22 protein-coding genes are annotated in these 25,172 nt (G+C 54.3%); 10 read left to right on the top strand and 12 right to left on the bottom strand.

The window, feature by feature from the left end:
* The first annotated feature begins 155 nt into the window (after positions 1–155).
* Complete coding sequence (locus NP77_RS12480; protein ID WP_003850257.1) at positions 156–431, top strand: hypothetical protein; 276 nt, start codon at positions 156–158, stop codon at positions 429–431.
* Between the two features lie 100 nt (positions 432–531).
* Here NP77_RS12480 and NP77_RS12475 read toward each other — a convergent pair whose 3' ends face one another.
* From NP77_RS12475 to treZ, 4 genes are all read right to left on the bottom strand, one after another.
* Positions 532–1,296 (bottom strand): SDR family NAD(P)-dependent oxidoreductase, encoded by a 765-nt coding sequence (locus NP77_RS12475; protein WP_003850255.1) that lies wholly within the window; start codon positions 1,294–1,296, stop codon positions 532–534.
* 127 nt (positions 1,297–1,423) lie between these two features.
* Complete coding sequence (glgX, locus tag NP77_RS12470) at positions 1,424–3,499, bottom strand: glycogen debranching protein GlgX (protein ID WP_003850253.1); 2,076 nt, start codon at positions 3,497–3,499, stop codon at positions 1,424–1,426.
* Between the two features lie 56 nt (positions 3,500–3,555).
* Positions 3,556–6,084 (bottom strand): malto-oligosyltrehalose synthase, encoded by a 2,529-nt coding sequence (treY, locus tag NP77_RS12465; RefSeq protein ID WP_039660331.1) that lies wholly within the window; start codon positions 6,082–6,084, stop codon positions 3,556–3,558.
* A complete protein-coding gene (gene treZ, locus NP77_RS12460; RefSeq protein ID WP_003850248.1) occupies positions 6,081–7,865 on the bottom strand; it encodes a malto-oligosyltrehalose trehalohydrolase in 1,785 nt (594 codons plus the stop codon). Before treZ ends, treY begins: the two co-directional genes overlap by 4 nt.
* Before the next feature lie 426 nt (positions 7,866–8,291).
* On the opposite strand from treZ, the gene NP77_RS12455 reads away from it, so the two are divergent.
* Positions 8,292–8,585 carry a hypothetical protein gene (locus tag NP77_RS12455; RefSeq protein WP_003850246.1) on the top strand — a complete coding sequence of 98 codons (294 nt, stop codon included), beginning with the start codon at positions 8,292–8,294 and terminating at the stop codon, positions 8,583–8,585.
* 55 nt (positions 8,586–8,640) lie between these two features.
* Here the strand turns inward: NP77_RS12455 and NP77_RS12450 are convergent, their stop codons facing one another.
* Complete coding sequence (locus tag NP77_RS12450; RefSeq protein ID WP_003850244.1) at positions 8,641–9,897, bottom strand: mechanosensitive ion channel family protein; 1,257 nt, start codon at positions 9,895–9,897, stop codon at positions 8,641–8,643.
* A gap of 222 nt (positions 9,898–10,119) precedes the next feature.
* Between NP77_RS12450 and NP77_RS12445 the strand changes: the two genes are divergently transcribed.
* Positions 10,120–11,778 carry a methyl-accepting chemotaxis protein gene (locus tag NP77_RS12445; protein WP_008926208.1) on the top strand — a complete coding sequence of 553 codons (1,659 nt, stop codon included), beginning with the start codon at positions 10,120–10,122 and terminating at the stop codon, positions 11,776–11,778.
* Positions 11,779–11,875: 97 nt separating this feature from the next.
* Here the strand turns inward: NP77_RS12445 and katE are convergent, their stop codons facing one another.
* Positions 11,876–14,140: a catalase HPII gene (gene katE, locus NP77_RS12440; protein ID WP_039660329.1), complete on the bottom strand. Its 2,265-nt coding sequence runs from the start codon at positions 14,138–14,140 to the stop codon at positions 11,876–11,878.
* Between the two features lie 387 nt (positions 14,141–14,527).
* Here katE and zinT point away from each other — a divergent pair, with 387 nt between their 5' ends.
* Positions 14,528–15,178, top strand: coding sequence for a metal-binding protein ZinT (zinT, locus tag NP77_RS12435; protein WP_143756070.1), 651 nt, complete (start codon positions 14,528–14,530; stop codon positions 15,176–15,178).
* 66 nt (positions 15,179–15,244) lie between these two features.
* On the opposite strand, the gene NP77_RS12430 is transcribed toward zinT, so the two are convergent.
* Complete coding sequence (locus NP77_RS12430) at positions 15,245–15,610, bottom strand: MmcQ/YjbR family DNA-binding protein (protein ID WP_039660327.1); 366 nt, start codon at positions 15,608–15,610, stop codon at positions 15,245–15,247.
* A gap of 102 nt (positions 15,611–15,712) precedes the next feature.
* Between NP77_RS12430 and NP77_RS12425 the strand changes: the two genes are divergently transcribed.
* On the top strand, positions 15,713–16,723 hold the full coding sequence (locus NP77_RS12425; RefSeq protein WP_039660325.1) for a UV damage endonuclease UvsE: 1,011 nt from the start codon (positions 15,713–15,715) through the stop codon (positions 16,721–16,723).
* On the opposite strand, the gene NP77_RS12420 is transcribed toward NP77_RS12425, so the two are convergent.
* From NP77_RS12420 to NP77_RS12410, 3 genes are all read right to left on the bottom strand, one after another.
* A complete protein-coding gene (locus NP77_RS12420; protein WP_003848953.1) occupies positions 16,716–17,579 on the bottom strand; it encodes a glucose 1-dehydrogenase in 864 nt (287 codons plus the stop codon). The two genes, NP77_RS12425 and NP77_RS12420, sit on opposite strands and share 8 nt — an antisense overlap.
* 62 nt (positions 17,580–17,641) lie before the next feature.
* Positions 17,642–18,490: a manganese catalase family protein gene (locus tag NP77_RS12415; protein ID WP_039660322.1), complete on the bottom strand. Its 849-nt coding sequence runs from the start codon at positions 18,488–18,490 to the stop codon at positions 17,642–17,644.
* 279 nt (positions 18,491–18,769) lie between these two features.
* Positions 18,770–18,964, bottom strand: coding sequence for a biofilm development regulator YmgB/AriR family protein (locus NP77_RS12410; RefSeq protein ID WP_223296455.1), 195 nt, complete (start codon positions 18,962–18,964; stop codon positions 18,770–18,772).
* A 607-nt stretch (positions 18,965–19,571) separates the two neighbouring features.
* Between NP77_RS12410 and NP77_RS12405 the strand changes: the two genes are divergently transcribed.
* On the top strand, positions 19,572–19,796 hold the full coding sequence (locus NP77_RS12405; RefSeq protein ID WP_003848959.1) for a hypothetical protein: 225 nt from the start codon (positions 19,572–19,574) through the stop codon (positions 19,794–19,796).
* 107 nt (positions 19,797–19,903) lie between these two features.
* Here the strand turns inward: NP77_RS12405 and NP77_RS12400 are convergent, their stop codons facing one another.
* A complete protein-coding gene (locus tag NP77_RS12400; protein ID WP_003848961.1) occupies positions 19,904–20,155 on the bottom strand; it encodes a hypothetical protein in 252 nt (83 codons plus the stop codon).
* A gap of 338 nt (positions 20,156–20,493) precedes the next feature.
* Here NP77_RS12400 and umuD point away from each other — a divergent pair, with 338 nt between their 5' ends.
* Both umuD and umuC read left to right on the top strand, forming a co-directional pair.
* Positions 20,494–20,913 (top strand): translesion error-prone DNA polymerase V autoproteolytic subunit, encoded by a 420-nt coding sequence (gene umuD / locus NP77_RS12395; RefSeq protein WP_003848963.1) that lies wholly within the window; start codon positions 20,494–20,496, stop codon positions 20,911–20,913.
* Between the two features lie 2 nt (positions 20,914–20,915).
* On the top strand, positions 20,916–22,184 hold the full coding sequence (gene umuC / locus NP77_RS12390; protein ID WP_003848965.1) for a translesion error-prone DNA polymerase V subunit UmuC: 1,269 nt from the start codon (positions 20,916–20,918) through the stop codon (positions 22,182–22,184).
* A 40-nt stretch (positions 22,185–22,224) separates the two neighbouring features.
* Here umuC and NP77_RS12385 read toward each other — a convergent pair whose 3' ends face one another.
* Positions 22,225–23,109 (bottom strand): LysR family transcriptional regulator, encoded by an 885-nt coding sequence (locus tag NP77_RS12385; RefSeq protein ID WP_008926215.1) that lies wholly within the window; start codon positions 23,107–23,109, stop codon positions 22,225–22,227.
* Between the two features lie 281 nt (positions 23,110–23,390).
* On the opposite strand from NP77_RS12385, the gene NP77_RS12380 reads away from it, so the two are divergent.
* Both NP77_RS12380 and NP77_RS12375 read left to right on the top strand, forming a co-directional pair.
* Positions 23,391–23,603 carry a hypothetical protein gene (locus NP77_RS12380; protein WP_008926216.1) on the top strand — a complete coding sequence of 71 codons (213 nt, stop codon included), beginning with the start codon at positions 23,391–23,393 and terminating at the stop codon, positions 23,601–23,603.
* 257 nt (positions 23,604–23,860) lie between these two features.
* Positions 23,861–25,111 (top strand): MFS transporter, encoded by a 1,251-nt coding sequence (locus NP77_RS12375; RefSeq protein ID WP_003848969.1) that lies wholly within the window; start codon positions 23,861–23,863, stop codon positions 25,109–25,111.
* Positions 25,112–25,172: the final 61 nt, after the last annotated feature.

The following is a 25,172-nucleotide window of genomic DNA, read 5'->3' as shown; positions in this document are numbered from 1 at the left end:
AAGGGTATATTCTCAAAGTCAGTTTGAGTTACGCAATAAAGTGGTTTTAGGGATAATTCTCAGTTAGTTTAATAACACTTCAGATTACAACAAAAACCTCTTACGAATTTTGGTTCGTTTTTAAGATACATACAGCAACTATCAGGATGACTACCATGCTTAAAGCCAGCTATTATTATCTGTGCCCGCGCCCCATGGGTGGATGGATTTTACACAAAGAAGGTTGCGTTAATCTGTCAAAGAACGACAAACGCATTTTTATTGGTTCACTTTATACCCGCCAGCAGGCGCTGGCCGTGGCAAAAGTTCATCACGCAAATGCTATGCTCTGTAATGCCTGCCTGAGCACGTTTATTTGCCCGACCAGTAGCAGTACGGCAATTAAAACGGCGCGTGCGGCAACGCCAACCCGTCATACGCCAAGACATTAATGTATTCACATTAATTTGCTGTATAAAAAAGAGAATAAAGCGAATTAATCAGGACAGGTGCTCAGAATATACAGGCAGCGTAATAACGCTGCCCTGATATTTATGCCTGCTTAGGCTGACCATTTGATGCGGTAATTCCGCCATCGACCGGCAAATTAACACCTGTAATATAACTGGCTTCTTCGCTGGCAATAAACAGAATGGCATGGGCGATATCATCGGCTTTCCCGGCGCGCTGCAGCGGAATACGATCGTAAAAGCGCTCCATCAACTCCTGGTCCTGACTGGCATCTTCAGTCAGATCGGTTAAGGTAAAGCCAGGACAGATTGCATTGACCCTTACGCCATCTGCGCCGTAGTCCATAGCCAGCGCACGGGTGAAGTTGGTAATCGCCCCTTTGGCTGCATTATAAATGCTCATGCCCCAGTCGCCGCCTAAGCCGGAAACGGAAGAGATGTTGACCACGTTGCCTTTGCTTTTTAGCAGGGCAGGCATGAAATAGTGCACACCATGGAAAACGCCATCAAGGTCGGTTTTCATCAGGGTTTTCCATGCGTCGAGTCCGACTTCATGAACGCGGCCCTGCACGATAACACCTGCATTATTCACCAGCACGTCAACACGGCCATATTTCTTCAGCACGGTTTCTGACAACTGCTTAACCTGTTCGGCTTCTGAGACGTCGCATGCTGCCACCAGGTGGTCGCCCGGTGTCATCCCAGCCAGCGTCTCTTCCAGTTTCTGTGCGGTACGTCCCACCAGCACCACTGATGCCCCTTCTTCAGCGAAGCGCTTCGCGCTGGCTTCGCCAATGCCGGACCCGGCACCTGTCACAACCACAACTTTCTGCGTAAATCTGGACATCATGCCTCCTTATCAGCATCAATTCTTACTATTAACAACCGGTTAAGCCTGGCACCCATTGGCAGAAACACAAGCGCAGCGCGAAATGCGCTGCGCCAGATGACGGCTTTTTAACCGGAGTTAACGGCTAGGGACGTCTGAAAAGGGCGAAACTGCGTCCTTCCAGTTCGAAATCCTTCTCTTTGGTGATCACCAGACCGCGCTTCGCGGTGTCGCTGGTGGTCAGCTCCAGCACCCAGCCACCTTCACCGAACTGCGGAATGCGGAACGGCACATTGCCTTCAAACGGGTTAAGCAGCATCAGTACGTCATGCCAGATGCCTTCCTCGGTCTGCAGATCCGGCCGGCCGATATAAACCCCCAGCGTTGAGCCTTCATCCCACTGCTCAGACTGCTGGAAGCCGCCACCGGCGTTAAACCATTTGATATCCATACCGTCGCGCCAGTTTTCGCGGCGCAGCAACGGCTGTTGAGCACGCAGCGTCAGGATCTGACGAGTGAACTCGCGCAGTGCCTCAGCAGACTCGGGCAGGTTATCCCAGTGTACCCAGGAGATTTCGCTGTCCTGACAGTAGCCGTTGTTGTTGCCCATCTGGCTGCGGCCAAATTCGTCGCCTGCCAGCAGCATCGGCGTGCCGTGAGAGAAGATCAGCGTTGCAAGGAAGTTACGTTTCTGACGCTCACGCACCGCGTTAATGCCTTCGTCATCGGTCGGGCCTTCAACGCCGTAGTTGTATGAGCGGTTGTCGTTGTGACCGTCGTTATTATCTTCGCCATTCTCATCGTTATGTTTGTCGTTGTACGACACCAGATCGTTGAGGGTGAAACCATCGTGTGCGGTAATGAAATTGACGCTGGCCCACGGACGACGGCCGTGCTGATCGTAAAGGTCGCCAGACCCCAGCAGGCGGGCGGCAAAGTCGGTAGAGACGTTGTTGCCTTTCCAGTAATCACGCACGGTATCGCGGTACTGATCGTTCCATTCTGCCCAGCCAGGCGGGAAGCTGCCCACCTGGTAGCCGCCCGGACCGATATCCCAGGGTTCGCCAATCAGCTTTTTCTGCGACAGGATTGGGTCCTGCATGATGGCATCGAAGAAGCCGCCGCGCGGGTCGAATCCATCGGGCTCACGACCGAGAATGGTGCCGAGGTCAAAACGGAAACCGTCGATATGCATCGACTCTGACCAGTAACGCAGGGAGTCGAGCACCATCTGCAGCACGCGCGGATGTGAGGTGTTGACGGTATTGCCGGTGCCGGTGTCGTTGATGTAGTAACGATGCTGGTCTGGCATCGTACGGTAATAGGAGAAGTTATCGATGCCCTTAAACGACAGCGTCGGGCCCAGCTCATTGCCTTCGGCGGTGTGGTTGTAGACCACGTCGAGGATCACTTCGATACCGGCATCATGGAAGGCACGCACCATGTCACGGAAGCCCTGAATGCCGCGCGGCCCGAAATAGCGTGTCGCGGGCGCAAAGAAGCCCAGCGTGTTGTAACCCCAGAAGTTTTTCAGCCCTTTATCCAGCAGATGCTGATCATCCGGGAACCAGTGCACTGGCAGCAGTTCAACCGAGGTAATGCCCAGGCTTTTAATGTAGTTGACGGTCGATTTATGGCTCATGCCGTCAAAGGTGCCGCGCATCTCCGGTGGCAGTGCCGTGTTGAGCTGCGTGAAGCCTTTGACGTGGGTTTCATAGATGACGGTTTTCGGCCACGGCACGTTCGGGCGGTTTTGATCGTGCCAGTCGAATTCATTAGGATCGATAACCCGGCACTTTGGTGTAAACGGTGCGCTGTCGCGGGTGTCGAACGTCAGATCTTTATCGTCGTGGTAGAGATCGTACGCGAAGTGTGCCTCGTTCCAGGCGATATCACCCGCCAGTTCACGCGCGTACGGGTCGAGCAGTAACTTGTTCGGGTTAAAGCGATGACCATTTTCCGGATCATAAGGGCCATAGACGCGATAGCCATAGAGCGCGCCGGGTTTCAGCCCCGGAATGTAGCCGTGCCATACTTCGTGGGTATATTCCGGCAGTTCCAGCCGGGCAATTTCCGTTTTGCCGCTGGGATCGTACAGACAGAGTTCAACCCGCTCGGCGTGGGCGCTGAACAGGGCGAAGTTCACGCCCTGACCATCAAAGTTGGCCCCCAGTAAATGGCTGTAACCCGCCGTAATTTCAAAACGCTGACTGTTTGACATTTATGCCTCGTTATTCAATGAACAGATTGACGCGTATAAAACATTAATGCCGGTTGTCATTTTGCGACCAGCACAGCGCACCACTGTGCCGCCAGCGCTGTAAGCGGCAACTGGTCGCCTGCATCAAGCGTTTTACCGCTCAGGACATCCTGATACTTACGCTGGCTCAGTGCCGCAGGCAGGGCGATGACCGTATCAGCCCAGCGCGCGGCAGGTGGCTGATCGAGATTCTCTGGCAGCGCGTTAAACACCCGGCGTGACACAATTACAATCACCGCCTGATCCTGAAGCGTGCGGGCAAAAGCCAGCACCTTATCCTGCTGCTCGCCCTCCGCCGACAGCGCCAGATAGTCGCCGCGACGGAACAGCTCAGGCTGCTGCTGACGCAACGCCAGCAGCTTCACAATTGCCTGCTGATTGACCTGACCATGCAGCCAGTGCGCTTCGCTGCCGTCGTGCTGTGGCGCCGTAAGCATCGCCGCCAGGGCATCGAAATCAGGCTCGCGGCGGTTATCGGGATCGACCAGGCTGAAGTCCAGCGCCTCGCTGCCCTGGTAAATATCGGGTACGCCAGGTGCGGTAAGTTTCACCACGGTCTGGGTCAGACTGTTAACCAGTCCGGCACGCATAAAGGGTTGCAGCGACTGGCAGAAGTCATTGAGGAATGCGCTGTTAGCGGGCGCGAGCAGGTGACGGGCATAACCCAGCACCGCCTCTTCATAGGCGTCGTTGTTATCGGCCCAGTCGGTGCGGAGTTTGGCTTCACGCAGCGCTTTCTCCACATAGACCACAAAGCGGGCTTCCAGCGCCGCCAGGCCGTCGGCATCCTGCGGCTGAAGCGTCGTGGGCCAGACCCCGGCCAGTGCTTCATACAGCATCCACTCGACGGCCGGCTCCGGTGCCGGACCATCTTTCAGCCGAACGACATGGTCCTGATTGATCTCCCGCCAGCGGCTGACGCACTCGGCCCAGCGCTGCGGCGCTTCGGTCAGCGTATAGAGACGCGCACGGGCATCTTCACCGCGCTTGGTATCGTGCGTTGAGGTGCCTGACAGCGCATCGGGCTGATGTTCGCGCCGCGCCTGCATCTCGGCATGAAACTGATCCAGCGAGAAGTGACGTGCCAGCGGTTCAGCGCCGACTTCATTCAGCGCCAGCGCCATATGCTGACGGAAGAAGAGGGTGTCCTCGACTGATTTCGCCATCAACGGCCCGGTCAGCTGCTGGAAGCGGGTGCGGAACTGCGTGGCATCGTCGCGAGCAGCGTCGGCAACGTCAGCGCGCAGAATACGCGTCAGGAAGTCGAGCGTCTGGGTGTCTGGCGCGTGGTCGCTGGCTTTGACCTCGCTGACCACCTGTTGCAGCAGCGCGGTGTCGGCGGGTGTCAGGCCTTCTGGCGTGCCATAGGTGCGATAAACCGGAAAGGCAACCAGCAGTTCCCGCAGCGCATTTTTCAGTTCCGCCTCCGGCTGTGGTTTGCCGTCTGCATCGGCAATCTTCAGTGCCAGTTGCTGTAACCGGTTAAATTCACCGGCGAAATTGCGGTTCGCCATCAGCAGTTTGGCGGCACGCAGCTCTGCTTTCATGTCAACGGTTTTGCCGATGACGGCCTGATACGCCTTGCGCAGTCCGCTCAGGCGATCGCTGTCGACCAGCAGATTGGCGAGGGCAGCCATAAACTCATACCCGGTAGTGCCGGAAACCGGCCACTCGTCAGGCAGCTGTTCATTGTCGCCGAGGATTTTCTCCACGGTAAGATAGCAGTCGGGACCGGCAGCCTGACGTAACTGCTCCAGATAGCCGCGCGGGTCGGCCAGACCATCCACGTGGTCAACGCGCAATCCCTGCACCGCGCCGCTGTGGACCAGTTCGAGGATCAGCTGATGTGCGGCATCAAAGACCGTTTTATCTTCCACACGCACGCCCACCAGACCGGTCACTTCGAAGAAGCGACGGTAGGAGAGATTGTTGGGCGCATCACGCCAGGAGATCAGTTGCCACGGCTGCTGGTCATGCAGTTCAGCAATCTGTGCGGCATCACGCAGGGCCAGTACGGCCTCTTCCTGATCCTGCCAGGTCTCCGGCTTCAGCGGATAGTAATTATCGAAGTAGGCCAGCGCCGGTTTGCCGGTTTGCGGATCGCGCTGCACGCTGATTTCACCTTTTTCCAGCACCGCCTCAAAAGTGTCACCGAGGAACGGCAGCGTCAGGCGGCGCGACCAGTCGATATCGAAATAACGGGCATAGCGACTCTGTTCGCCATGCTCAATAACGTCACGCCACCAGGTGTTCTCCAGCGAGGCGGCCATATGGTTAGGGACGATATCGAGAATCAGCCCCAGACCGGCGGTTTTCAGCGCGGCAGCCATGCGATCAAAGCCTTCACGGCCGCCAATCGACGGCTCGATCTGGTTAACGTCGGTCACGTCATAGCCGTGAGTCGACTCTGCGGTCGCGCTGAAGATCGGCGACGCATAGAGGTGGCTGATACCCAGCTGTTTCAGGTAGGGCACCAGCGCCGCCGCACGGTCAAAGGTCATGCCGTTGCGGAACTGAATGCGGTACGTTGCGGTTGGAATATTCATTCTGCTTCTCTCTTTTCCAGACGCACGACAATCGCGTTGGGAATCAGTTCGGTGGCGGTCTGCGGCCAGGCAAACAGGGTTTCGCCCGGTAAATCCGGGATCGGCTGCGTGCTGTCGCCGACGTTCAGCGCCAGTGACAGTGTACCCAGCGGGAAGTCCCAGCGAACGGCCAGGAAACCTTCTGACGTTTTCACTATCTGACCGGCATCACCCCCGGCCGTCTGCAGCAGCGGCACAATATGTTCCTGACGCAGCGCCAGCAGATGACGCGTCAGCGCCAGCCACTGCTGACCTTCCGGCGTTTCTGTGCGCGGCCAGTTAAGCTTCGACTGTTCAAAGGTGGTGACATCATTGGGATCCGGCACCGTTTCACCGTGACCGGCATGGCCTTCAAACTCGCGGGCGCGACCTTCACGCACAGCTTTCGCCAGATCGCCGTGGAAATCGGTAAAGAACAGGAACGGCCGGGTTTCACCATACTCTTCCCCCATAAACAGCAGCGGGATGTGCGGCGAGGCCAGTAACATGGCCAGCAGCACCTGCGTCCGCTCTGCACCTGCCAGCGAGACCAGCCTTTCGCCCTGTGCACGGTTACCCGTCTGATCATGGTTCTGGATAAAGTCGACAAAGGCGACAGGCGGCTGACGGCTGCTTTTCACGCCGCGTGGCTCACCCGACTGCGGTGAAACCTCGCCCTGATAGACAAAGCCTTCGGCCAGCGCCCGCGCGACCCGCTGTTCCGGCTGGTCGGCGAAATCCTGGTAATAAGCGTGCGTTTCACCGGTTGCCAGCACATGCACGGCGTTATGGAAGTCATCGTTCCATTCGCCGGTGAACAGCGGCGCTTCTCCGTTTTCATCACGCGGATGCAGGAAGGTGACGTTACGGCAGTCTTCGGTAGTGAGATGAACAGGGCGGTCGGTAATGGTGGCGCGGATGCGCTCAGCAATCTCAATCAGCACATGTTTTTCGCTCGGGTCATCAATCTGATCGATGGCGTCAAAGCGCAGGCCATCCAGATTAAACTCCTGCAGCCAGTAGAGCGGCGCTTCCACGATATAGCGGCGTACCGCATCCACGTCATAGGCGATACCCGCGCCCCACGGCGTCTGGCGCTCTTTGTGGAAGAAGTCTGGCGCCAGCAGCGGCAGATAGTTGCCCTCCGGGCCGAAGTGGTTCAGCACGATATCCAGCACAACAGACAGACCATGGCCGTGCGCCGCATCGATAAAGGCTTTGAAATCATCGGGCGAACCGTAGGCAGCATGGGGTGCATAGAGCAGCACGCCATCGTAGCCCCAGCCGCGATTACCGCCAAACTGCGACACCGGCAGCACTTCAATCATGGTGATGCCGGTTTCAGCCAGCATCGGCAGTTTTTCAATTGCCGCCCGGAAGGTGCCTTCAGGCGTAAAGGTGCCGATGTGCAGTTCATACACTACCGACTCCTGCCACGGACGGCCCTTCCAGCCTGTGTTTTGCCACTGATACGCATCAGGATCGATCACCAGCGACGGGCCGTTAACCTCCGCTTTCTGAGCGCGGGCGGCGGGATCGGGCACGGCCGTGCCATCCGCCAGCACAAAATCATATTCGGCATTTGCTGCCACACCCGCGACCTGGGTTTCAAACCAGCCATCCGCCTGCGGTGTCATTTCAATGTCTTTACCGGAGAGCCGCAGCGTCACGCGTTGCTGACCGGTTGCCCAGAGGCGGAAACGCACCTCATCACTGGCAACCCGTTCAGCGCCCCAACTTTTAAAAAAAGATTTGGATTCCATTCAGTTGCCTCATTTAGCCTGGAAATACGCGATGGCGGCCACCGCGTGAAAAGGATGTCGATGACGTAAGCGTCAGAAATCATAAACCGTGCAGCGAGACCAGGATGCCAGGTGGGCTGGCGCGTCTCTTCAGCCAGAACGCAGGACTGATGTTCAGCGTTATGCGGCGGGAAGGGGGGAGTGAGACCGCTTCCACGCGGCATACAGAAAGTAATCATAGACTAAGATGTTGCAATCGCAGGGCGGCGAGGTGTCTGGTGGCATTAATTTGCGTTAATTACCCTGAATCGGCCTCTGCCTGGGGAAAGGAGACGGTGCAGGCGCAGAAAACCCTGCCGGATAGCGAGGATTCGCTATAAGCTTAAGCGCGATCGCGCAGGTCGTACTGGATGACCTGCGGCGCTGAACACTTCAAAAGGATGTTACGTGAGGAAACGCGTTCTGTTAGCCACGCTTTTACTGCTCGCCGCCTGTTCTAATCGGGTCGGACATCGGCTGGACAACAGTAATCTGCAGCAGATTCATGCCGGTCAGACCACCAAAGCTCAGTTGATTGCGCTGTTTGGTCAGCCTGACAGTGAAACGCCTTACCCGGACGGGCAGCGGCTGCTGAAATGGACCTACAGCGAGGCGCGCACCCTGAACACCACCGAGGGGCAGACGCTGACCGTGCAGATGAAAAATGACAAAGTGCTGAACTATGCGCTCAGCAAGAGCTAAGGCTTAGCTAAGTTTACTACGGCGGTGGCAGGAGATTGCCACCGCGCATCATCGGTTACTGTATGCCGCTCTGCTGCGCATCCCGGCTCTCGGGCCGTGGCTGAGCCAGTCGGGCGAAATCGGAACCTGCCGGATGCTGGTAGATTTGCAGTTCAAACACGCGGGCTATTGCATAGATATACTCAAAAATCGCCGCCTGGGTATTTTCATAATCCGCCCAGAAAATCGATGAGGTGAAGCAGTAGATCTCCACCGGCAGCCCATCCGGCGACGGCTTCAGCGGCCGTACCACGATATACATCTCTTTCATAATGTCATCGCGTTGGGCCAGCCAGGCAGACAGGTATTTGCGGAACACCATCAGATTGGTGATGCCGTTCTCCATAAACCAGCGTTCGCCGACGGCATTGATATCGCGTCCATCCAGCAGTTCAGTGATCGTTTCACCTGCAAGGCGGATCTGGCTCATCGATTGCAGCATCTCCTGATTCACAAAGGTGATCGACTTCTGATCCAGATGAAAGCTGCGCATGATGCGGCGCGCACCCGACGAGAACATCGCCTGCCAGTTGGTGTAGGTTTCGGTCAGGAAGTTCTTGGTCGGAATACGTGAAATAGTGTTATCCCAGTTGCGGATGGTGATGGTATGCAGCGCAATGTCGATCACCTCACCGCTGATGTTTCTGTCCGGCATCTCAATCCAGTCGCCCAGTTGCAGGACATCGTTGGAGGAGAGCTGAATGTTCGCCACCAGCGACAGGAGCGTATGCTGGAAGATCAGCATCAGCACCGCGGCAACCGCACCCAGCGAGGAGATAATAATGGCAGGTGACTTATTGGACATAATCGCCAGAATCATGATTGCGGCGATGATATGCACCAGGATTTTGCCAATCTGGATATAGCCCTTGATCGAGTGATTCTTGCGCTTGGATTTGCGCGTATAGGAGTTGTTAACAATCTCCAGCACTTCGTTGAAGAAGATCGACAGATAGACAAAAAACAGGATGCCGCAGATGGTCTGAATCGCCACTTTCAGGTTTTCAGGCAGGCCTGGCATAAATTGCAGAAAGTTGTAGACCACAATTACCGGCACAAAATTTGACAGCTTCTGAGAGAGGCGAATGTCCTTATCCAGTGGCACACCCTTTTTATGGCTGCTGAAAAAGACCTTCCTGATCACTTTGACGATGAAGAATTTGCAGATCAGGTGAGTGACCAGCCCGGCCACGATCAGCAGCAACAGGCTAAAGCTGATCGACAGCACTCTGTTTCCCTCTATAAAACTCATCAGACTCTGAATGTAATGCATGTTAACCACGTGCGAAAAAGTAAGGGGCGAATTCAACCACAGCACAGGGTCGGTTGTTAAGCGTCAAATGCGTTCAGGCAGAGCCGCAACTTTATTCTGTCCTGAGCGGCGCGCTGGCTGCGCCCGGCAGGTGGCGTCTTGTTAACTTCTTTGTTCGCAGACTCAGATAAATCTCAAGCCAGCCGATAACCACTCTAACTTCTCTGATATGAGCCTGCAGACATGCTTAAAAATCTTAAAATAACCCACGGTATTCTGGCGGTGCTTGCCGTCTTTATTACGTTACTGACCCTGACCGGATTTCTGTTTTACAACGGCGTCTCAAACGCCGACAAAAACTTCGTGGCAGCAGAACAGCTGACCCTGCAGCAGCAGCACCTGAGCGATGCGGTGAAAACCCTGATTAAAACCCGCGTTACCATCAACCGCGTCGCTATCCGTTTCCTGAAAAACCAGCAGGATCCTAAATCACTGGCCGCCATCGCCACGCTGCTGGAGCAGGCGGGCCAGTCTGCGGACAGAGCCGATGCCGACTTTAAAGCCTGGCAGGCGATGCCACGCAAAGAGGGGCAGAGCGAAGCGCAGTCGGCGCAGGTTCAGACCGCCTATCAGCAGATGCATGAGACCATGCTGGCCTCAATTACCTTTTTAAAGCAGGGTAATTACGCGGCCTATGGCAACCTCGAAGCACAGGCGGCGCAGGACCAGCTCGACAGTGCCTATGAGGCCTGGCGTGCGGTGAACATCCAGCTGATGAAAGATACTTCAGAACATAACCAGCGTAGTCTGACAGATGCGCTCTGGGCGCTGCTGACGATTAGCCTGATCACTGGCGTGATTGGCGTGGCGGTCTGGTTGGGACTGCAAAAATTGCTGATTAGTCCGCTGGCCAGGCTGACAGGGCATATGCGCACCATTTCGGCAGGTGATTTAACCTCTGATATTCAGCACGAAGGCCGCAATGAGATGGGCCTGCTGATTCAGGAGCTGCAACAGATGCGCGATGCGCTGGTGGTGACCATTACCTCGGTCGATGACGCGACCCGCTCTATTTTTACCGGTGCAGCGGAAATTTCCGCTGGCAGCACCGATCTCTCTTCCCGTACTGAACAGCAGGCTGCCGCACTGGAACAGACCGCCGCCAGCATGGAGCAGCTCACCTCAACGGTGAAGCTCAACGCAGACAATGCGCAGCAGGCGACAACGGTGTCGAAAGAGGCGTCAGCCACCGCCCTGCAGGGCGGCGAAACCGTTGCCCGCGTTATCGCCAACATGGATCAGATCAGCGAAAGCTCGAATCAGATCGCCGGTATTATCGCCATTATCGACAGCATCGCCTTCCAGACCAATATTCTGGCGCTGAACGCTGCGGTTGAAGCCGCGCGTGCCGGTGAGCAGGGGCGTGGATTCGCCGTTGTCGCAGGTGAAGTACGCTCGCTGGCCGGACGCAGCGCCAGTGCCGCGCAGGAGATTCGTGGATTGATTGACCGCTCAGCCGAGCGCATTAAAACCGGTGCCGGTCACGCTTCCCAGGCGGGCATCGCCATGGAGAGCATCGTGAAGTCGGTGAGCCGGGTGACGCAGCTGATCGAAGAGATCGCTGCCTCCTCCACTGAACAGACCCGCGGCATTGAGCAGGTCTGCATTGCGGTTTCTGAGATGGATGGTGTAACGCAGCAGAACGCCGCGCTGGTGGAGGAGTCTGCGACTGCTGCTGCCTCACTGGAAGAGCAGGCGAGCTACCTGCGTAAAACGGTATCGGTCTTTAAAACCGGCAGCATGCACGCCGCGTTCTCCGCCGCACCGGTTGCGAAGGCGATTGCCGTGCCCAAACGTCAGCCTGTCGCCGTGACAGACAATGAGAACTGGCAGACTTTCTGATAACGGAATATCTGACGGATCACTGCGCACGCGGCCGTGCTACAGTTTCAGCATAAAAAAACCGCCCCCAGGGGCGGTTTTTTATTCACTTAACGCATCAGGCAGGAACGGACTGTGCCTTCTGGCTGCGTGACCAGACGCGGTGCGCTTTCATCGCCTGCGTAAAATCAGACATCAGTGCGTCCTCCACCGCGTCGCCCTGCACAATGCCTTCTTCCTGATCGGCATCTTCCAGACCGAACTGCGCTTTAAAGCGACGCGCGTCGCCCACCAGACCAATCACCTTGAGGTGTTTGTAGGCTTCCAGCAGGAAGTAGCGGGCATCGCCGCTTAACAGCAGGGCATCAATATTACCATTCGGCACCATCACCGCATCAAAAGTCAGAGACGGCAGGCCGGCGAAGGTGGCATCGATCGGCAGCACAGAACCGTCATCCGCGCGCACCTGGCCCATATGCGGCGCCAGCAGTTTTGTGTGCACACCTTCCGCTTTCAGCGCCTGCAGAATCGCCAGCACATCCGCCGCCTTCACACCATCGCTCAACAGCAGCGCCACCTGACGGCCTTTAATCTCACCATCCGGGATAGCGTAGAGGCTCAGGCTGTCATCTTTCGTCAGGCCATTCACCGCCGCAGGAGGCTGGATATTGCGCTGCTCATCGGTCAGGGCGAGTCCCAGATTATCCGCTACGCCCTGTGCCAGTTTAGTATCGATACGCGCCAGAAGATCCACCACGCGCTCACGGATGTAGGCACGGCCCACTTTACTCAGTTCAAACGAGTAGGCACCAATGATGTGCTGCTGTTCGACTTCTGTCTGGCTGTTCCAGAACAGGCGCGGCTGGGAATAATATTCACCAAATGACGGGCTGCGCTCGCGCACTTTGTGGCCCTCAACCCGCTCCTGATAGCTCTCGAAACCGCCGCCTTTCGCAGCCGGTGGCGTTTCGCGCGGCCAGTTGTCGTTGATCGAGTTTGGCTCGTAGTTCGCCGGGTTGGTGTCGATGTCCTGGCGATGCATGCCCTGACGCTGGAAGTTATGGTACGGGCAGGTTGGACGGTTAATCGGGATCTCATGGAAGTTCGGTCCGCCCAGACGACTGATCTGCGTGTCGGTATAGGAGAACAGACGGCCCTGCAGCAGTGGATCGTTGGAGAAATCCAGGCCCGGCACGATATGGCCCGGGTGGAACGCCACCTGCTCGGTTTCCGCAAAGAAGTTATCCGGGTTACGGTTCAGCACCATCTTGCCGACAATCTCAACCGGCACCAGCGCTTCCGGGATCAGCTTGGTGGCATCCAGAATATCGAAGTCGAATTTGAATTCATCCTCTTCCGGGATTAGCTGCAGACCCAGTTCATATTCCGGGAAATCACCGGCTTCAATCGCTTCCCACAGATCGCGGCGATGGAAGTCGGGATCGCGACCGGTCAGTTTCTGCGACTCATCCCACAGCAGCGAAGCTTTACCGGCCACCGGCTTCCAGTGGAAGCGGACAAAGGTCGCTTTGCCTTCGGCGTTGATCAGGCGGAAGGTGTGAATGCCAAAACCTTCCATGGTGCGATAGCTGCGCGGAATACCCCGGTCAGACATCGCCCAGATGACGTTGTGCATGGTTTCCGGCTGAAGAGAGACGTAATCCCAGAAGGTGTCATGGGCACTCTGACCCTGCGGGATTTCATTGTGCGGCTCCGGCTTAACGGCGTGCACAAAGTCAGGGAATTTATGGGCATCCTGAATAAAGAATACCGGCGTGTTGTTACCGACCAGGTCAAAGACACCTTCTTCGGTGTAGAACTTGGCGGCGAAACCGCGGATATCACGTACGGTATCCGCAGAGCCAGCGCCACCCTGAACCGTGGAGAAACGCACGAACACCGGCGTGGTCTGCTCGGGGTCGCTCAGGAACTGCGCTTTGGTCAGATCTTTCAGTGAGCGGTAAGGCTGAAAATAGCCGTGTGCGGCAGAACCACGGGCGTGAACGATACGCTCCGGGATACGTTCATGGTCAAAATGCGTGATTTTCTCACGCAGTATAAAGTCTTCCAGCAGCGTCGGACCTCGCGAACCCGCGAGCAGTGAGCTTTGGTCATTGGCGATGCGCGTGCCCTGATTCGTGGTGAGAGCCTGATGGGTGCCGTTTTTACGGCTGGCTTCAAGCTGGTCAAGTTTGGCGCTGTGTGTCTGCGGCGCTTTCAGACTGCCCGGGGCGGTGGGCTGTTTGCCTGGCGGGGTCGGTTCGGCTGGGGGCTGATGCGAACCATCTTTCGGTGCCAGCGATCCCAGACCCGGTTCTGATGATTCCGGACCGGTGGTGGGGGCGTGTTCGCTCAGGGGTTTCTTCTCTGTTTCTTTCGACATGAATCTATGCTCCAGCTGTTATTTTACTTTCGACGACACTAAATATAGAACAACCTGAACAATACTGAGGGTAAACCGGCCATTTAACCGCTGTCACTGTCCCTTTTTTGTCCGGCAGAAAAACCACGCTTACGTCTGAATGTCTGTTATCGCTTCGCTTATCCACGCCTTGTGCCGTCTGGCTTAGCGGCGTGTCAGCCCGCACCCGCTATGCTGGCTACCTGCTTTGTAACCCTGTCAGATTCGCCTCTCGCCGGACTGCGTGATATTCCGCGAGAGGGTGAAAATCTATAAATAAAATTAATAGGGAGAGGTGTCATTCCTGATTGAGTTTAGAAATGTTATATCATAACATTTCATTTTGTAATTTTGACTGAGGATCAGGCTTTGACGAATCATGCAGGTAAATGGATGGGAATCATGGGCGCGCTGCTCATCAGCCAGCAGGCGCTGGCACATAGCACGCATACACATGGCAAACCGCTATCAGTAATGGAGCAGAAAGCAGCCGAAGGGGTTTTTGCTGACAGCGACGTGAAAGATCGCCCACTCTCTGACTGGGACGGGCTGTGGCAGTCAGTTTATCCGCTGCTGCAAAGCGGCGAGCTGGATCCGGTCTGGCAGAAGAAAGCGCAGCAGGACAAGAGCAAAACGGCAGAGGAGATTAAAGCTTATTATCGCAAAGGCTACGCCACCGACGTCGATACTATCGGTATTGAAAACGGGGTAATGGAGTTCCATGTCGGTGATCGGGTCAGCGCCTGCCACTATCGCTATGCAGGCCACAAAATCCTGACCTATACCTCGGGTAAAAAAGGGGTGCGTTACCTGTTTGAGTGTCAGGACGCCAGCAGCAACGCCCCGAAATATGTGCAGTTCAGCGATCATACCATCGGCCCACGCAAGTCTGCTCACTTCCACATCTTTATGGGTAATCAGTCTCAGCAGACGTTGCTGGCTGAAATGGACAACTGGCCAACTTATTACCCTTACCAGATGACAAATCCACAGGTCGTGGAAGAGATGCTGCACCATTAAGTGAAGGGCCGGGATCGGATGGCCCGCTGATGACAGCGGGGTTTCTGTGACGCGCTGCCACCGCCGTCATCCCACCCAGGCCGGACGGCGTGAGGCGGGGATGCCGCGCACTACTCGCTGATACGACTCTTCAACCAGTTGCTGAATCAGGCCGGGTGAGAGGCCGTCACCCGGATACACCGTGATCCAGTGACGTTTATTCATATGATAACCGGCGGTGATCGAGGGATAGATCACCCGGTGCAGCTCTGCCTGCTGCGGTTCACACTTCAGGGTGATAATCGGCACGCCCCGCAGTTCCGTCAGCAGTAAAAACACTTTTTCACACACTTTATAAACCTGATGTTCCGGCCCGAAGGGATAGCCTGATTCGGCGGCGGGCAGCCGTTCAGCCGCGTCGATAGCGGTGCGCTGGATCTCGTGACCCTGCATAGTGATTCTCCCTGTCATGGTTAACCCCGATCTCTGTGGCCCGCGACTGGCTGGTCGCCAGAGGCCTGTTACACTTCTGATAAGCATAAATCAGGAGCAGACATGAAATTAGGTTTTGCATGTAAGTATCTCAATAGCGACGGTAAACAGTTTTTCCCGTTTCGCGCCACCACCCGTAAACGATTTCTGAGTTTACCTCAGGCTGAACGTCATCAGCTGATTCATGAGATTACCGTTACTAACCTTAATAATCTCTACCTGACACTGGAGCATCTGGCTACGTTACCGGCGCCACTCAGAATGATGCGTATCGGCAGCGACCTGCTGCCGCTCTATACGGTTCCCGAAGCCACGCCGCTCTTTGCGGAGTTTCTGCCTGAGCTTTATCCACTCTTTGCCCGCTGTGGCGAGCTGGCGCGGACGCATCAAATCCGGCTCTCATTCCATCCGGGACAATATACGGTGCTGGCTTCCGATAATCCGGATGTGGTGACGCGCGCACTGGAAGATGTGGAGTATCACGCGCTTTGCGCCTGTCTCATGGGCTACGGTAAGACCTTCCAGGATTTTAAAATCAACATTCATATGAATGGCAGGGCGGGATTCGACGGTTTTAAACGCGCGTTTACTCAGCTCAGCCCGGAAGCGCGGCGGATGCTGACGGTTGAAAATGATGAGATTTCCTGCTCGCTGGATGATGTGCTGCAGGCGGCACCCCTCTGTCCGGTGGTGCTGGATATTCACCATCACTGGGTAAAAGAGAGTGAGTTTATTCAGCCGGATGACGCGCGTGTTGCCAGCGTCATTGACTCATGGCGGGGTGTGCGGCCGGTGCTGCACTATTCGATTTCTCAGGAGGGAATTATTCCGGAGGAGGGCTGGCCCGATCAGCAGCAGCTGGGTGTGAGCAAAAGCAAACTGCGGGCGCACTCCGACTACTTCTTTAATCCGACGCTGAATGCGTGGGCACTGTCGTTCCAGGATTTCGATATCATGTGCGAAGTGAAAATGAAGAATCTGGCGCGGGAACCGCTTTATCAGTGGGGGATCGCGCAGAAACTGATAGGAAATTCCCTGGCCGAAGAGACCAGGGAAGCGGCGAACGTTAAATAATAGCCACGCCGCCCGTAACGGCGATAGTCGCGCCGGAAATGTAGCTGGCTTCGTCACTGGCCAGCATCACGTAGGTGGGTGCCAGCTCAGCAGGTTGACCGGCACGCTGCAGCGGCACTTCACTGCCAAAGTTTTTCACCTGTTCAACCGGCATGGTCGAGGGGATTAGCGGTGTCCAGATAGGACCGGGCGCGACCACATTAGCTCGGATACCTTTCTCTGCCAGCAGGGCAGCCAGGCCTCCGGAGAAGTTAATAATGGCGGCTTTAGTCGCGGAGTAGGCGAGCAGCTTCGGTTTCGGCTGGTCGGCATTGATCGAGGCGGTGTTGATGATCGATCCGCCCGCTGGCATGTGCTTTGTGGCCGCTTTAGTGATGTAGAACATCGCGTAAAGATTCGTTTTCATGGTGCGATCAAACTCGTCGTCGCTGATCTCCTCCAGCGACTCGCGTGTCATCTGATATGCCGCATTATTGACCACAATGTTAATCTCACCAAAGGCTTCAACGGCTTTATCAACCAGCGCATTACAGTGTGAGGCATCGGTGATGTCGCCTGGCACCAGCAGCGCTTTCTGACCGGCGGCCTCGACAAGCCGGGCGGTGTCCTGCGCATCCTCATGCTCATCAAGATAAGAGATCAGCACATCGGCACCTTCCCGGGCAAAGGCAATGGCCACGGCCCGGCCAATGCCAGAATCCCCGCCGGTAATAATCGCTTTTTTACCCGCCAGACGGCCGGAACCCTGATAGCTCTCTTCGCCGTGATCGGGCTGTGGCTGCATCGCGGCAGTACTGCCTGGCCACGTCTGCTGCTGCGCGGCAAAAGGGGGGAGTGGACGCTGAGTGGATGACATGACTTTTCCTCCGTAAAAAGGGATCAACCCTGTCAGGGCATTGGACCCTGACAGGCGAGGGATTAAGGTTTTGGTGGTGTGACGCCATCGATCTGTTCTGACTGTGCACCGGAACCGGGACGGGCATTGCCCAGCACCGGCTCATCACCCAGAATATCGGGCTGCTGTTTCGCGCTGAACTGACCATGACCATCGTAAGCTGGACCACTGCTCCAGCGACCTTCCGGCAGCGGTTTATCCAGCGAGGTATTCAGGCAGTAGTAAGCGTGCTCCTGCGCTTCATGTTCCTGCGGGAAGCTGTTGGGGATCGGCAGCGACGCGTTCAGTCCGCCCATCTCTTCGATCACCGCCAGCCACTGCTGCTGGTGCATGGTGTCACGGGCAATCAGGAAGGAGAGGAAATCCTTCATGCCTTTGTCTTCGGTCATGTTGTAGAGGCGGGTCGCCAGAACACGACCGGTGGCTTCTGCGGTGACATTAGCCAGCATATCGGCGGCCACGTTGCCGGACGCGTAGATGTGGCTCATGTCGAACGGCATGCCGTTGGCGTTTACCGGCATCGCGGCCAGACCGGAAGAGAGAATATGGCGTGGGTTCATGCCGCCCAGAATGGCATTAACCACAGGGTCTTTGGCTGATGCTTCCTGGTAAGAGAGCGGTGCGCCTTCAAGGTTCAGCGCCACAGCGTAGCCCAGCATTTCGATATGACTCAGCTCTTCGGTGGCGGTGGAGATCAGCAGATCCCGAATCCGCGCATCACCTCGCGCGCCCATCGCCTGGAAAAAGTATTGCATCGCTACACGAATCTCACCTTCGACGCCGCCGATGGCTTGCTGTAACAGCATGGCAAACTCTGGGTCGGGCTTCTCTACACGAACCGGGAATTGAAGTTTTGATGAATGATGAAACATAGCTATTTTCCTCGCCTGTGTTTGCAGTAGATGCAGGAAAAGCCTGGACACAGATATCGGATAAATAAAGCGAAACGAGAGCAATTAATCGGAATTTACGGTAAAAAAAGCGGGGAAATAGGTCATTTTCGGAGCTATATCTGGTACGACAGGACAGGCAATATCAACGATGAGAAAGTGACATATGACTCAGTGCAGAAGAGATAAAAAAGCCCCCATTAAAAGGGGCTGATTCAGTACGGGAAAGCATCCTCACTTCCGCTATAGCTGTTTAACAATTCAGCTTTCACTGGTGGCCGTTGCACGTTGCAAAACGTGTTCCAGAGCCTGACGGTAAATATCCTGCTTAACTACGTCACGCTCGCTCTCCAGGCGATGAATCAGGCCCAGCACAATGTCTTTATCTGAGACATGGGCTTTTGAATGGGCGAGTTCAGCGTGAACCGCAGCGATAACCTGTTTTTCTGTCGTCATCGCGGCGCCAGAGTTCATAAAGTAATCAGAAATCTGAGACTCTGTATTCATTGTTGTTTGCATGTCAGGCCTCATAAAGAATTGGGGAGTGTGCGTCGGTTGATAGCCGGTTGCCGGCTGACGCAAAAAAATTGCATCTGAAGGTGGAAATCCACAACACCTTCAGATGCGGTGCAAAGCACCTCGTTACAAGTGATTTAACATCACGAGATAAAGTTATACAGGAATTTAAAAGTTGTACAAGAAACTTTGACAGAATATTTCATTTTTTTAGCCTGGTATAAGCCGTGGTAAAGTGCGCTGAATGCGATTTTTTTATTTAATTAAACTAATACAATAAGTTATGAGTTTTTTTGTCAGGCGGGTTTTTTTGAGGCGGCCGTTTCTGCGTTTTTTACCCGGATTGTCTGACGGGGTGAAAACGGTTTTTCAGGAGAATTTTAGCAAAAGCTGTACAGCTTTTTACACCACAAATGGAGAGCAGTGTCAGAGTGCGGTGGCAGGCTGCTGCAATCTTGTGCTTCTGACGGCACAGGCTGCATAATTCACTTCCCACGCCTGATGCAGAAAGCTAAGGTGGCCTCTTATTCATCACAAGGAAATGATCATGGTTCACGACTATTTCGCGATTCCGCCTGCGGGCGTGACTCAGGAACAACATAAACGTTCAGTTGCTGTGGCGGCCGCGCTGTCAGTGGCAAAGGAGTCCGTCAGCGCTTCTACGTCGGCAACCGGCTCAAAAACCTCCTGGGACCTGCAGGCTGTGGCGAATGAAATTGGTAATCTGGCCGATGCGATTCAGGATGCGCTGGAGAGTGACAGCCAGCCTTAATCTCTGACCGCTTCGCCTGAAACGGCTGCTGAAGCAGGCCGATCAGGGAAGGGCAGCGTTCAGGAGCCGATAACGTCGTCGGCAAGCGAACGTTGCCCAACGTTTGCTTATTCCATTGCGGGCGGTTCATATTTAATATATTCACGCAGGGCATCATGGATGGCCTGATTATTACCTTCCTCCAGACCGCGTTCGGCATATTCTTTCGCCAGCGCCGCCAGTACATCGTCAAACTTCCCTTTGTAATTGAGATTATTCAGTGCAATTTGCTGACCGAGTATCGCTTTTAATACCGTCGTCTCAACGGTTAACTGTGCGACTGCCTCTTCCAGATGTTTGATGCGATCGTCGTCTGCCATAACCCCTCCATGCTTTAAAAAGGCAGAATAACCAGCCCGCGCTAAATATTCAAACCTCACCCCATGCCAGAGAGTCGTTGTCGGATTTTCCTTAAGTCAAAATAATCGGCGGATTAATTTATAAGAGGCGTGACTGTAAGTAAAAAGCGAGACTATTACCGCAGTGCGGCGAAAGTAACCTGTTTCCGTTTATTCTCACACCAGTAAGAGAAAAACGGTTAAAAAAAAAGTGCATTACCATCAATCTCTTCGCGTAAAAGGGGTCCACGTCACTTGATTAAAAGGGGGATTAGCTATTACTGTATTTATATACAGTAATCTGAAAAAGGAGTGAAATTGTGGAATTCATTAAACCTGCGGACGTCCGCGCCGTCATGTCTTTACCGCTTTATATCGAACGTGTGCCGTGTGGATTTCCCTCACCGGCGCAGGATTATGTCGAACAACGTATCGATCTCAATGCGCTCATGGTTCAGCATCCCAGCGCCACCTATTTTGTGCGGGTCAGCGGTGAATCAATGATTGAGGCGGGCATCAATGATGGTGACATGCTGGTCGTCGACAGCTCGCTCACCGCCTCACACGGCGATATCGTGGTCGCTGCCGTCGACGGTGAATTCACCGTTAAACGTCTTCAGCTTCATCCCTGCCTGCAACTGATGCCGATGAACACCAAATTTAAACCGATCGCTATCCAGACCGAAGATGCGCTGGAGGTGTTTGGCGTAGTGACGTTTGTGATTAAAGCGACACATTGAGCATGTTCGCGCTGGTGGATGTGAACTGCTTTTATGCGTCGTGCGAAACCGTTTTCCGGCCTGACCTTAAAGGCAAGCCCGTCGTCGTGCTATCGAACAACGACGGCTGTGTGATTGCGCGCAGCGCCGAGGCGAAGAAAGCCGGCATCAAAATGGGCGCGCCCTATTTCAAAATGCGCGAAGCGCTGACCCATCACAATGTACAGGTTTTCAGCTCAAATTACGCGCTTTACGCCGACATGAGCCTTCGGGTGATGACGATTCTGGAAGAGATGGCGCCGTCGGTGGAGATCTACTCGATCGATGAGGCCTTTATGGATCTCACCGGCGTGCAGAACTGTATGGCGCTGGAGAGCTTTGGTCACCAGGTCAGAGAGCGGATACGCAAAGAGACCCATCTGACGGTGGGCGTTGGCATTGCACAGACCAAAACGCTGGCCAAACTGGCGAATTTTGCGGCCAAAAAGTGGAGCAAAACCGGCGGCATTGTCGATCTGTCGGATCCCGAACGGCAGAAAAAGCTACTGGCCCTCGTCGATGTGGCTGAGGTCTGGGGTGTCGGTCACCGTATCGGCAAGCGGCTCAACGCCATGGGCATTACGACGGCGAAAGATCTGGCCTGCCAAAGCACCGAGTCTATTCGCAAACAGTTCAGCGTAGTGCTGGAACGTACCGTCAGAGAGCTGCGTGGTGAATCCTGCCTGGAGCTGGAGTCGGTGATACCGGATAAACAGCAGATCATGTGTTCGCGTTCGTTCGGCAGCCGTATTTCCAGCTACGACCAGATGCGCGAAGCCGTCTGCGCCTATGCTGAACGTGCGGCAGAGAAACTACGTCGTGACAATCAATATTGCCGTCAGGTAGGGGTCTTTGTGCGTACCAGCCCCCATGCTACGGATGAACCCTTTTATGGTAATCAGTCTACCGGTCAGTTGCTGATCCCGACGCAGGACACGCGCGACATTGTCGGCGTTGCGATGGCGTGTCTGGATAACATCTGGATTGAGGGGCATCGCTACATGAAAGCGGGCATCGTACTGGGAGATTTTTTCAGCCATGGCGTGGCCCAGCTTGATCTGTTTGACGAACATCAGCCACGCCGCAATAGCGAAGAGCTGATGACGCTGATCGATAAGATTAACAAAAGCGGCAGCGGCAAACTCTGGTTTGCCGGGCAGGGGATCAACAAGGCCTGGGCGATGAAGCGCGAGATGCTGTCACCTGCCTATACTACGCGGGTAACGGATTTGCCGGTGGCGGCGGTTAAGTAGGTTGGGTGGTTTTCCTCAGCTACTGAAACCGCAAGGTCTGCTAAATTTCTTTTAACCTGGTTTCTTCCGCAAAGCACTGCTCCAGCGCCGTAATCACTGCCCTGATACGTGCGACTTTTTGCAGATCCGGATGGAGCACCAGCCAGATATCAACCGGGTCGCGCTTTTCAGGAAATACCGGGATTAATTGCGGATCGCAGTTAGCTAAAAATGTCGAAAGCAGGCCGATGCCAATCCCGCGTTTAATAGCGGATTGCATCAGCAGTTGTGTATTACATTCCAGCACGACTTGCTGGCTGTTTACTGCAAAGCCACACAGGTTTTGTCGATGACGAGGCACCATGTCTGCCGGAAACATGACCAGTTGATGATCAGTCAATCCGCTTTCTTGCTGCGGTTCTCCGAGCCGATCAAAATAACGCTGGCTGGCGTAAAGCCCCATATCAATGGTCGCTAGTCGTTTAACTATTAACTCTTCAGAATCGGGTCGGGCACCACGAATGGCTATATCCACACTACGGTAAGAGATATCGGAGAAGCCTATTCCGGTCAATAAGGTTACGGTGATATCCGGGTATTGTTCGCGCAGGCGCTGAATGGCAGGTATGACAAACACAGTGGCGAGTGTGTCTGTGCTGGCGATGCGAACGTTACCTGCAGGGATGCTATCGCCGCAGGCGGCTTTACGACTCATCGCCTGCATAGCGCTTTCCATAGCACTGGCTTCTGCCATCACCTGTTCGCCAAACTCGCTCAGCATAAAAGCGCGGGGCGTACGTATAAATAACCGGGAACTGAGCGCGCTTTCGAACGCGGCGATACGGCGCCCGACTGTCGCCTGATCGACGTTCAACGATTTTGAGGCACCCCGCAACGTTTTTTGTCTCGCTAATGCGAGGAAAAAGCGAACATCATCCCAGTTCATCCACTGCTCCATGTTATTTTTAACTAAACGGATATCTTCAACGTGGCTAAAAAATTATCAAAACTCATAAGCCATATCATAAACAGCACCATAAAATTATAAGTATTTCTGCATTGTTGTGAAGCATTAATGCAACTTTAAAAATTTCGAATTGTGACTATGATGGGCCGTTTTTTGGATATAGGCGCGATGTGCTTTGTTATGTGAAGCCTTTCATATAACGCACATTTTTTCCTCATTACTTCTGATTATCTTTATTTTTATTCTAATGGATTTAGAAAATGAAATTTTTTGAAGATGATTTTTTTAACACTACCTGCCCGGCGTTTACCTCAGATAAAGTTGTTGGAAGAGAAACTATCAAAGCAGATGTTGCTTTGAATTATGCCGAGGCCCTTATTGCTCAATTACAGAATAAGCAAATCAGTCACATTTATACGAGTGGTTATCTATCCTTCCATATGTTTGAGCTTATGGGGATCGAAAAGCGGTAGTTATAAATGATTAATAGCAGCGCTAATTAATCATTTTTCATGGGCAGGCCTTATTAGCGATTTGCATTGCTATAACCCGTATCCAGCGTAACACGACACATTCAGTGCGGATTATCAAGCTGCATAAATGAATGCTTGTGATGCAATCTTGTCTCTACCATAGGGAATAAGCAGGTTTTATCATCACTTTGTTTGCTGCTCTGTGGTATTCGCATTCGCTGCACAGAGTTGATTTATCTACAGCTCAGGAAATAAAAATGTCAGAAGTGTTAACTATTGATAGTCGTCCGACAGACAAAAAGAATTCTGCTTCCAAAAAGAGCGTTTTATTCTTTCTTGCACTGGCGCTAGTCGCTGCCTTATTGAACAGCAGTGCACCAACGCCGCTTTATCCCCTCTATCAACAGCAGTTGGGCTTAACCGCCGTCAGCCTGACAATCATTTATGGCGCGTATGCGGCAGGTGTTTTGATTGCGTTGTTCAGTGTAGGAAATCTTGCAGGGAAAGTTGCTGACCTGCGCAGCCTGATGATGCCTGCACTACTGGCCGTCTTCGCAGGTGCATTGCTGTTTTCACTCGCCGATTCGTTTGCCTGTCTGTTTATGGCACGCCTGCTGGCGGGCGTAGGAACCGGGGCATTAACCGGCGCAGCTAATATTGCCCTTTTGCGTTTTGGCCCTAAAGATGGCGGTAAAGCTGCAGCTCTGCTCGCAACGCTTTCTTTCACCACCGGTCTGGCACTGGGGCCAGTTTTTAGCGGCGTGGCGATTCAGACAAATTTCCACAGCCAGACGTTGCCGTTTCTGCTGATTATGATCACGGCTGCGATTGCCCTGATCGGATTACGTTTTAGCTGGCCAGCGCGTCATCACGACCAACCCAAGGCTGCGCCATCCTCGTCTGCCATTTCAGCGGGTACGACACTTAAAGCCGGACTGAAAGCGACTGGCATACGTTTTTTCCTGTGCGCTGGCGCTCTGTTTATGAGCTGGGCGTTTGCCGCCAGTATTTTGTCGATTGGACCGGCAGTATCGGAGCATCTGCTCGGCATTCATAGTCAGGGCGTTTATGGCTATGTGATTGCGGTATACTTAATGGTGGCCGGTATCAGTCAGATTTTGAGCCGCCGGATTAGCGCTCGCACATCTCTTGCTGCCGGCTGTCTTACTCAGGCCATTTCGATTGTGTTTTTTACCTGGGCTATTAGCACCCACTCTTTAGTATGGGCATGCACAGGACTGCTTGTGGCTGGATATTCCTATGGCGCCATCTTTGTGGGAAGTGCGACCCTGCTAAATATGATCTCTCCTGCAGCCAGTCACGCAAAACTGATTTCATTGTTCTACGTCATTGCCTATATCGCTAACTGGGTGCCCGTGCTGTTAGGTGCGGTGGTGGATCATGCCAGCCTGAATCTGGCTGTTGATTTGCTGTTCAGCGTCGGTGCTGTTATCTGTCTACTGCTGAGCATCGCGGTATTTTGGATAAAGATGGAAAAACGCGACTAATTCAGAATCAGACCGTGCCTGATTCCTCCCAGGCCGGTCTGAGGACCAGCGAATGGACGCT

The organism is Pantoea sp. MBLJ3, assembly GCF_000816655.1.
Lineage (GTDB): Bacteria > Pseudomonadota > Gammaproteobacteria > Enterobacterales > Enterobacteriaceae > Pantoea > Pantoea eucalypti.
This window is presented reverse-complemented; position numbering and strand designations above follow the sequence as displayed.

Excerpts from the sequence above, each read along its gene's own strand:
- NP77_RS12480 (WP_003850257.1), top strand. The coding sequence starts at position 156 with ATGCTTAAAGCCAGCTATTATTATCTGTGCCCGCGCCCCATGGGTGGA.
- NP77_RS12475 (WP_003850255.1), bottom strand. The coding sequence starts at position 1,296 with ATGTCCAGATTTACGCAGAAAGTTGTGGTTGTGACAGGTGCCGGGTCC.
- glgX (WP_003850253.1), bottom strand. The coding sequence starts at position 3,499 with ATGTCAAACAGTCAGCGTTTTGAAATTACGGCGGGTTACAGCCATTTA.
- treY (WP_039660331.1), bottom strand. The coding sequence starts at position 6,084 with ATGAATATTCCAACCGCAACGTACCGCATTCAGTTCCGCAACGGCATG.
- treZ (WP_003850248.1), bottom strand. The coding sequence starts at position 7,865 with ATGGAATCCAAATCTTTTTTTAAAAGTTGGGGCGCTGAACGGGTTGCC.
- NP77_RS12450 (WP_003850244.1), bottom strand. The coding sequence starts at position 9,897 with ATGCATTACATTCAGAGTCTGATGAGTTTTATAGAGGGAAACAGAGTG.
- NP77_RS12445 (WP_008926208.1), top strand. The coding sequence starts at position 10,120 with ATGCTTAAAAATCTTAAAATAACCCACGGTATTCTGGCGGTGCTTGCC.
- katE (WP_039660329.1), bottom strand. The coding sequence starts at position 14,140 with ATGTCGAAAGAAACAGAGAAGAAACCCCTGAGCGAACACGCCCCCACC.
- NP77_RS12430 (WP_039660327.1), bottom strand. The coding sequence starts at position 15,610 with ATGCAGGGTCACGAGATCCAGCGCACCGCTATCGACGCGGCTGAACGG.
- NP77_RS12425 (WP_039660325.1), top strand. The coding sequence starts at position 15,713 with ATGAAATTAGGTTTTGCATGTAAGTATCTCAATAGCGACGGTAAACAG.
- NP77_RS12420 (WP_003848953.1), bottom strand. The coding sequence starts at position 17,579 with ATGTCATCCACTCAGCGTCCACTCCCCCCTTTTGCCGCGCAGCAGCAG.
- NP77_RS12415 (WP_039660322.1), bottom strand. The coding sequence starts at position 18,490 with ATGTTTCATCATTCATCAAAACTTCAATTCCCGGTTCGTGTAGAGAAG.
- NP77_RS12410 (WP_223296455.1), bottom strand. The coding sequence starts at position 18,964 with ATGACGACAGAAAAACAGGTTATCGCTGCGGTTCACGCTGAACTCGCC.
- NP77_RS12405 (WP_003848959.1), top strand. The coding sequence starts at position 19,572 with ATGGTTCACGACTATTTCGCGATTCCGCCTGCGGGCGTGACTCAGGAA.
- NP77_RS12400 (WP_003848961.1), bottom strand. The coding sequence starts at position 20,155 with ATGGCAGACGACGATCGCATCAAACATCTGGAAGAGGCAGTCGCACAG.
- umuC (WP_003848965.1), top strand. The coding sequence starts at position 20,916 with ATGTTCGCGCTGGTGGATGTGAACTGCTTTTATGCGTCGTGCGAAACC.
- NP77_RS12385 (WP_008926215.1), bottom strand. The coding sequence starts at position 23,109 with ATGAACTGGGATGATGTTCGCTTTTTCCTCGCATTAGCGAGACAAAAA.
- NP77_RS12380 (WP_008926216.1), top strand. The coding sequence starts at position 23,391 with ATGAAATTTTTTGAAGATGATTTTTTTAACACTACCTGCCCGGCGTTT.
- NP77_RS12375 (WP_003848969.1), top strand. The coding sequence starts at position 23,861 with ATGTCAGAAGTGTTAACTATTGATAGTCGTCCGACAGACAAAAAGAAT.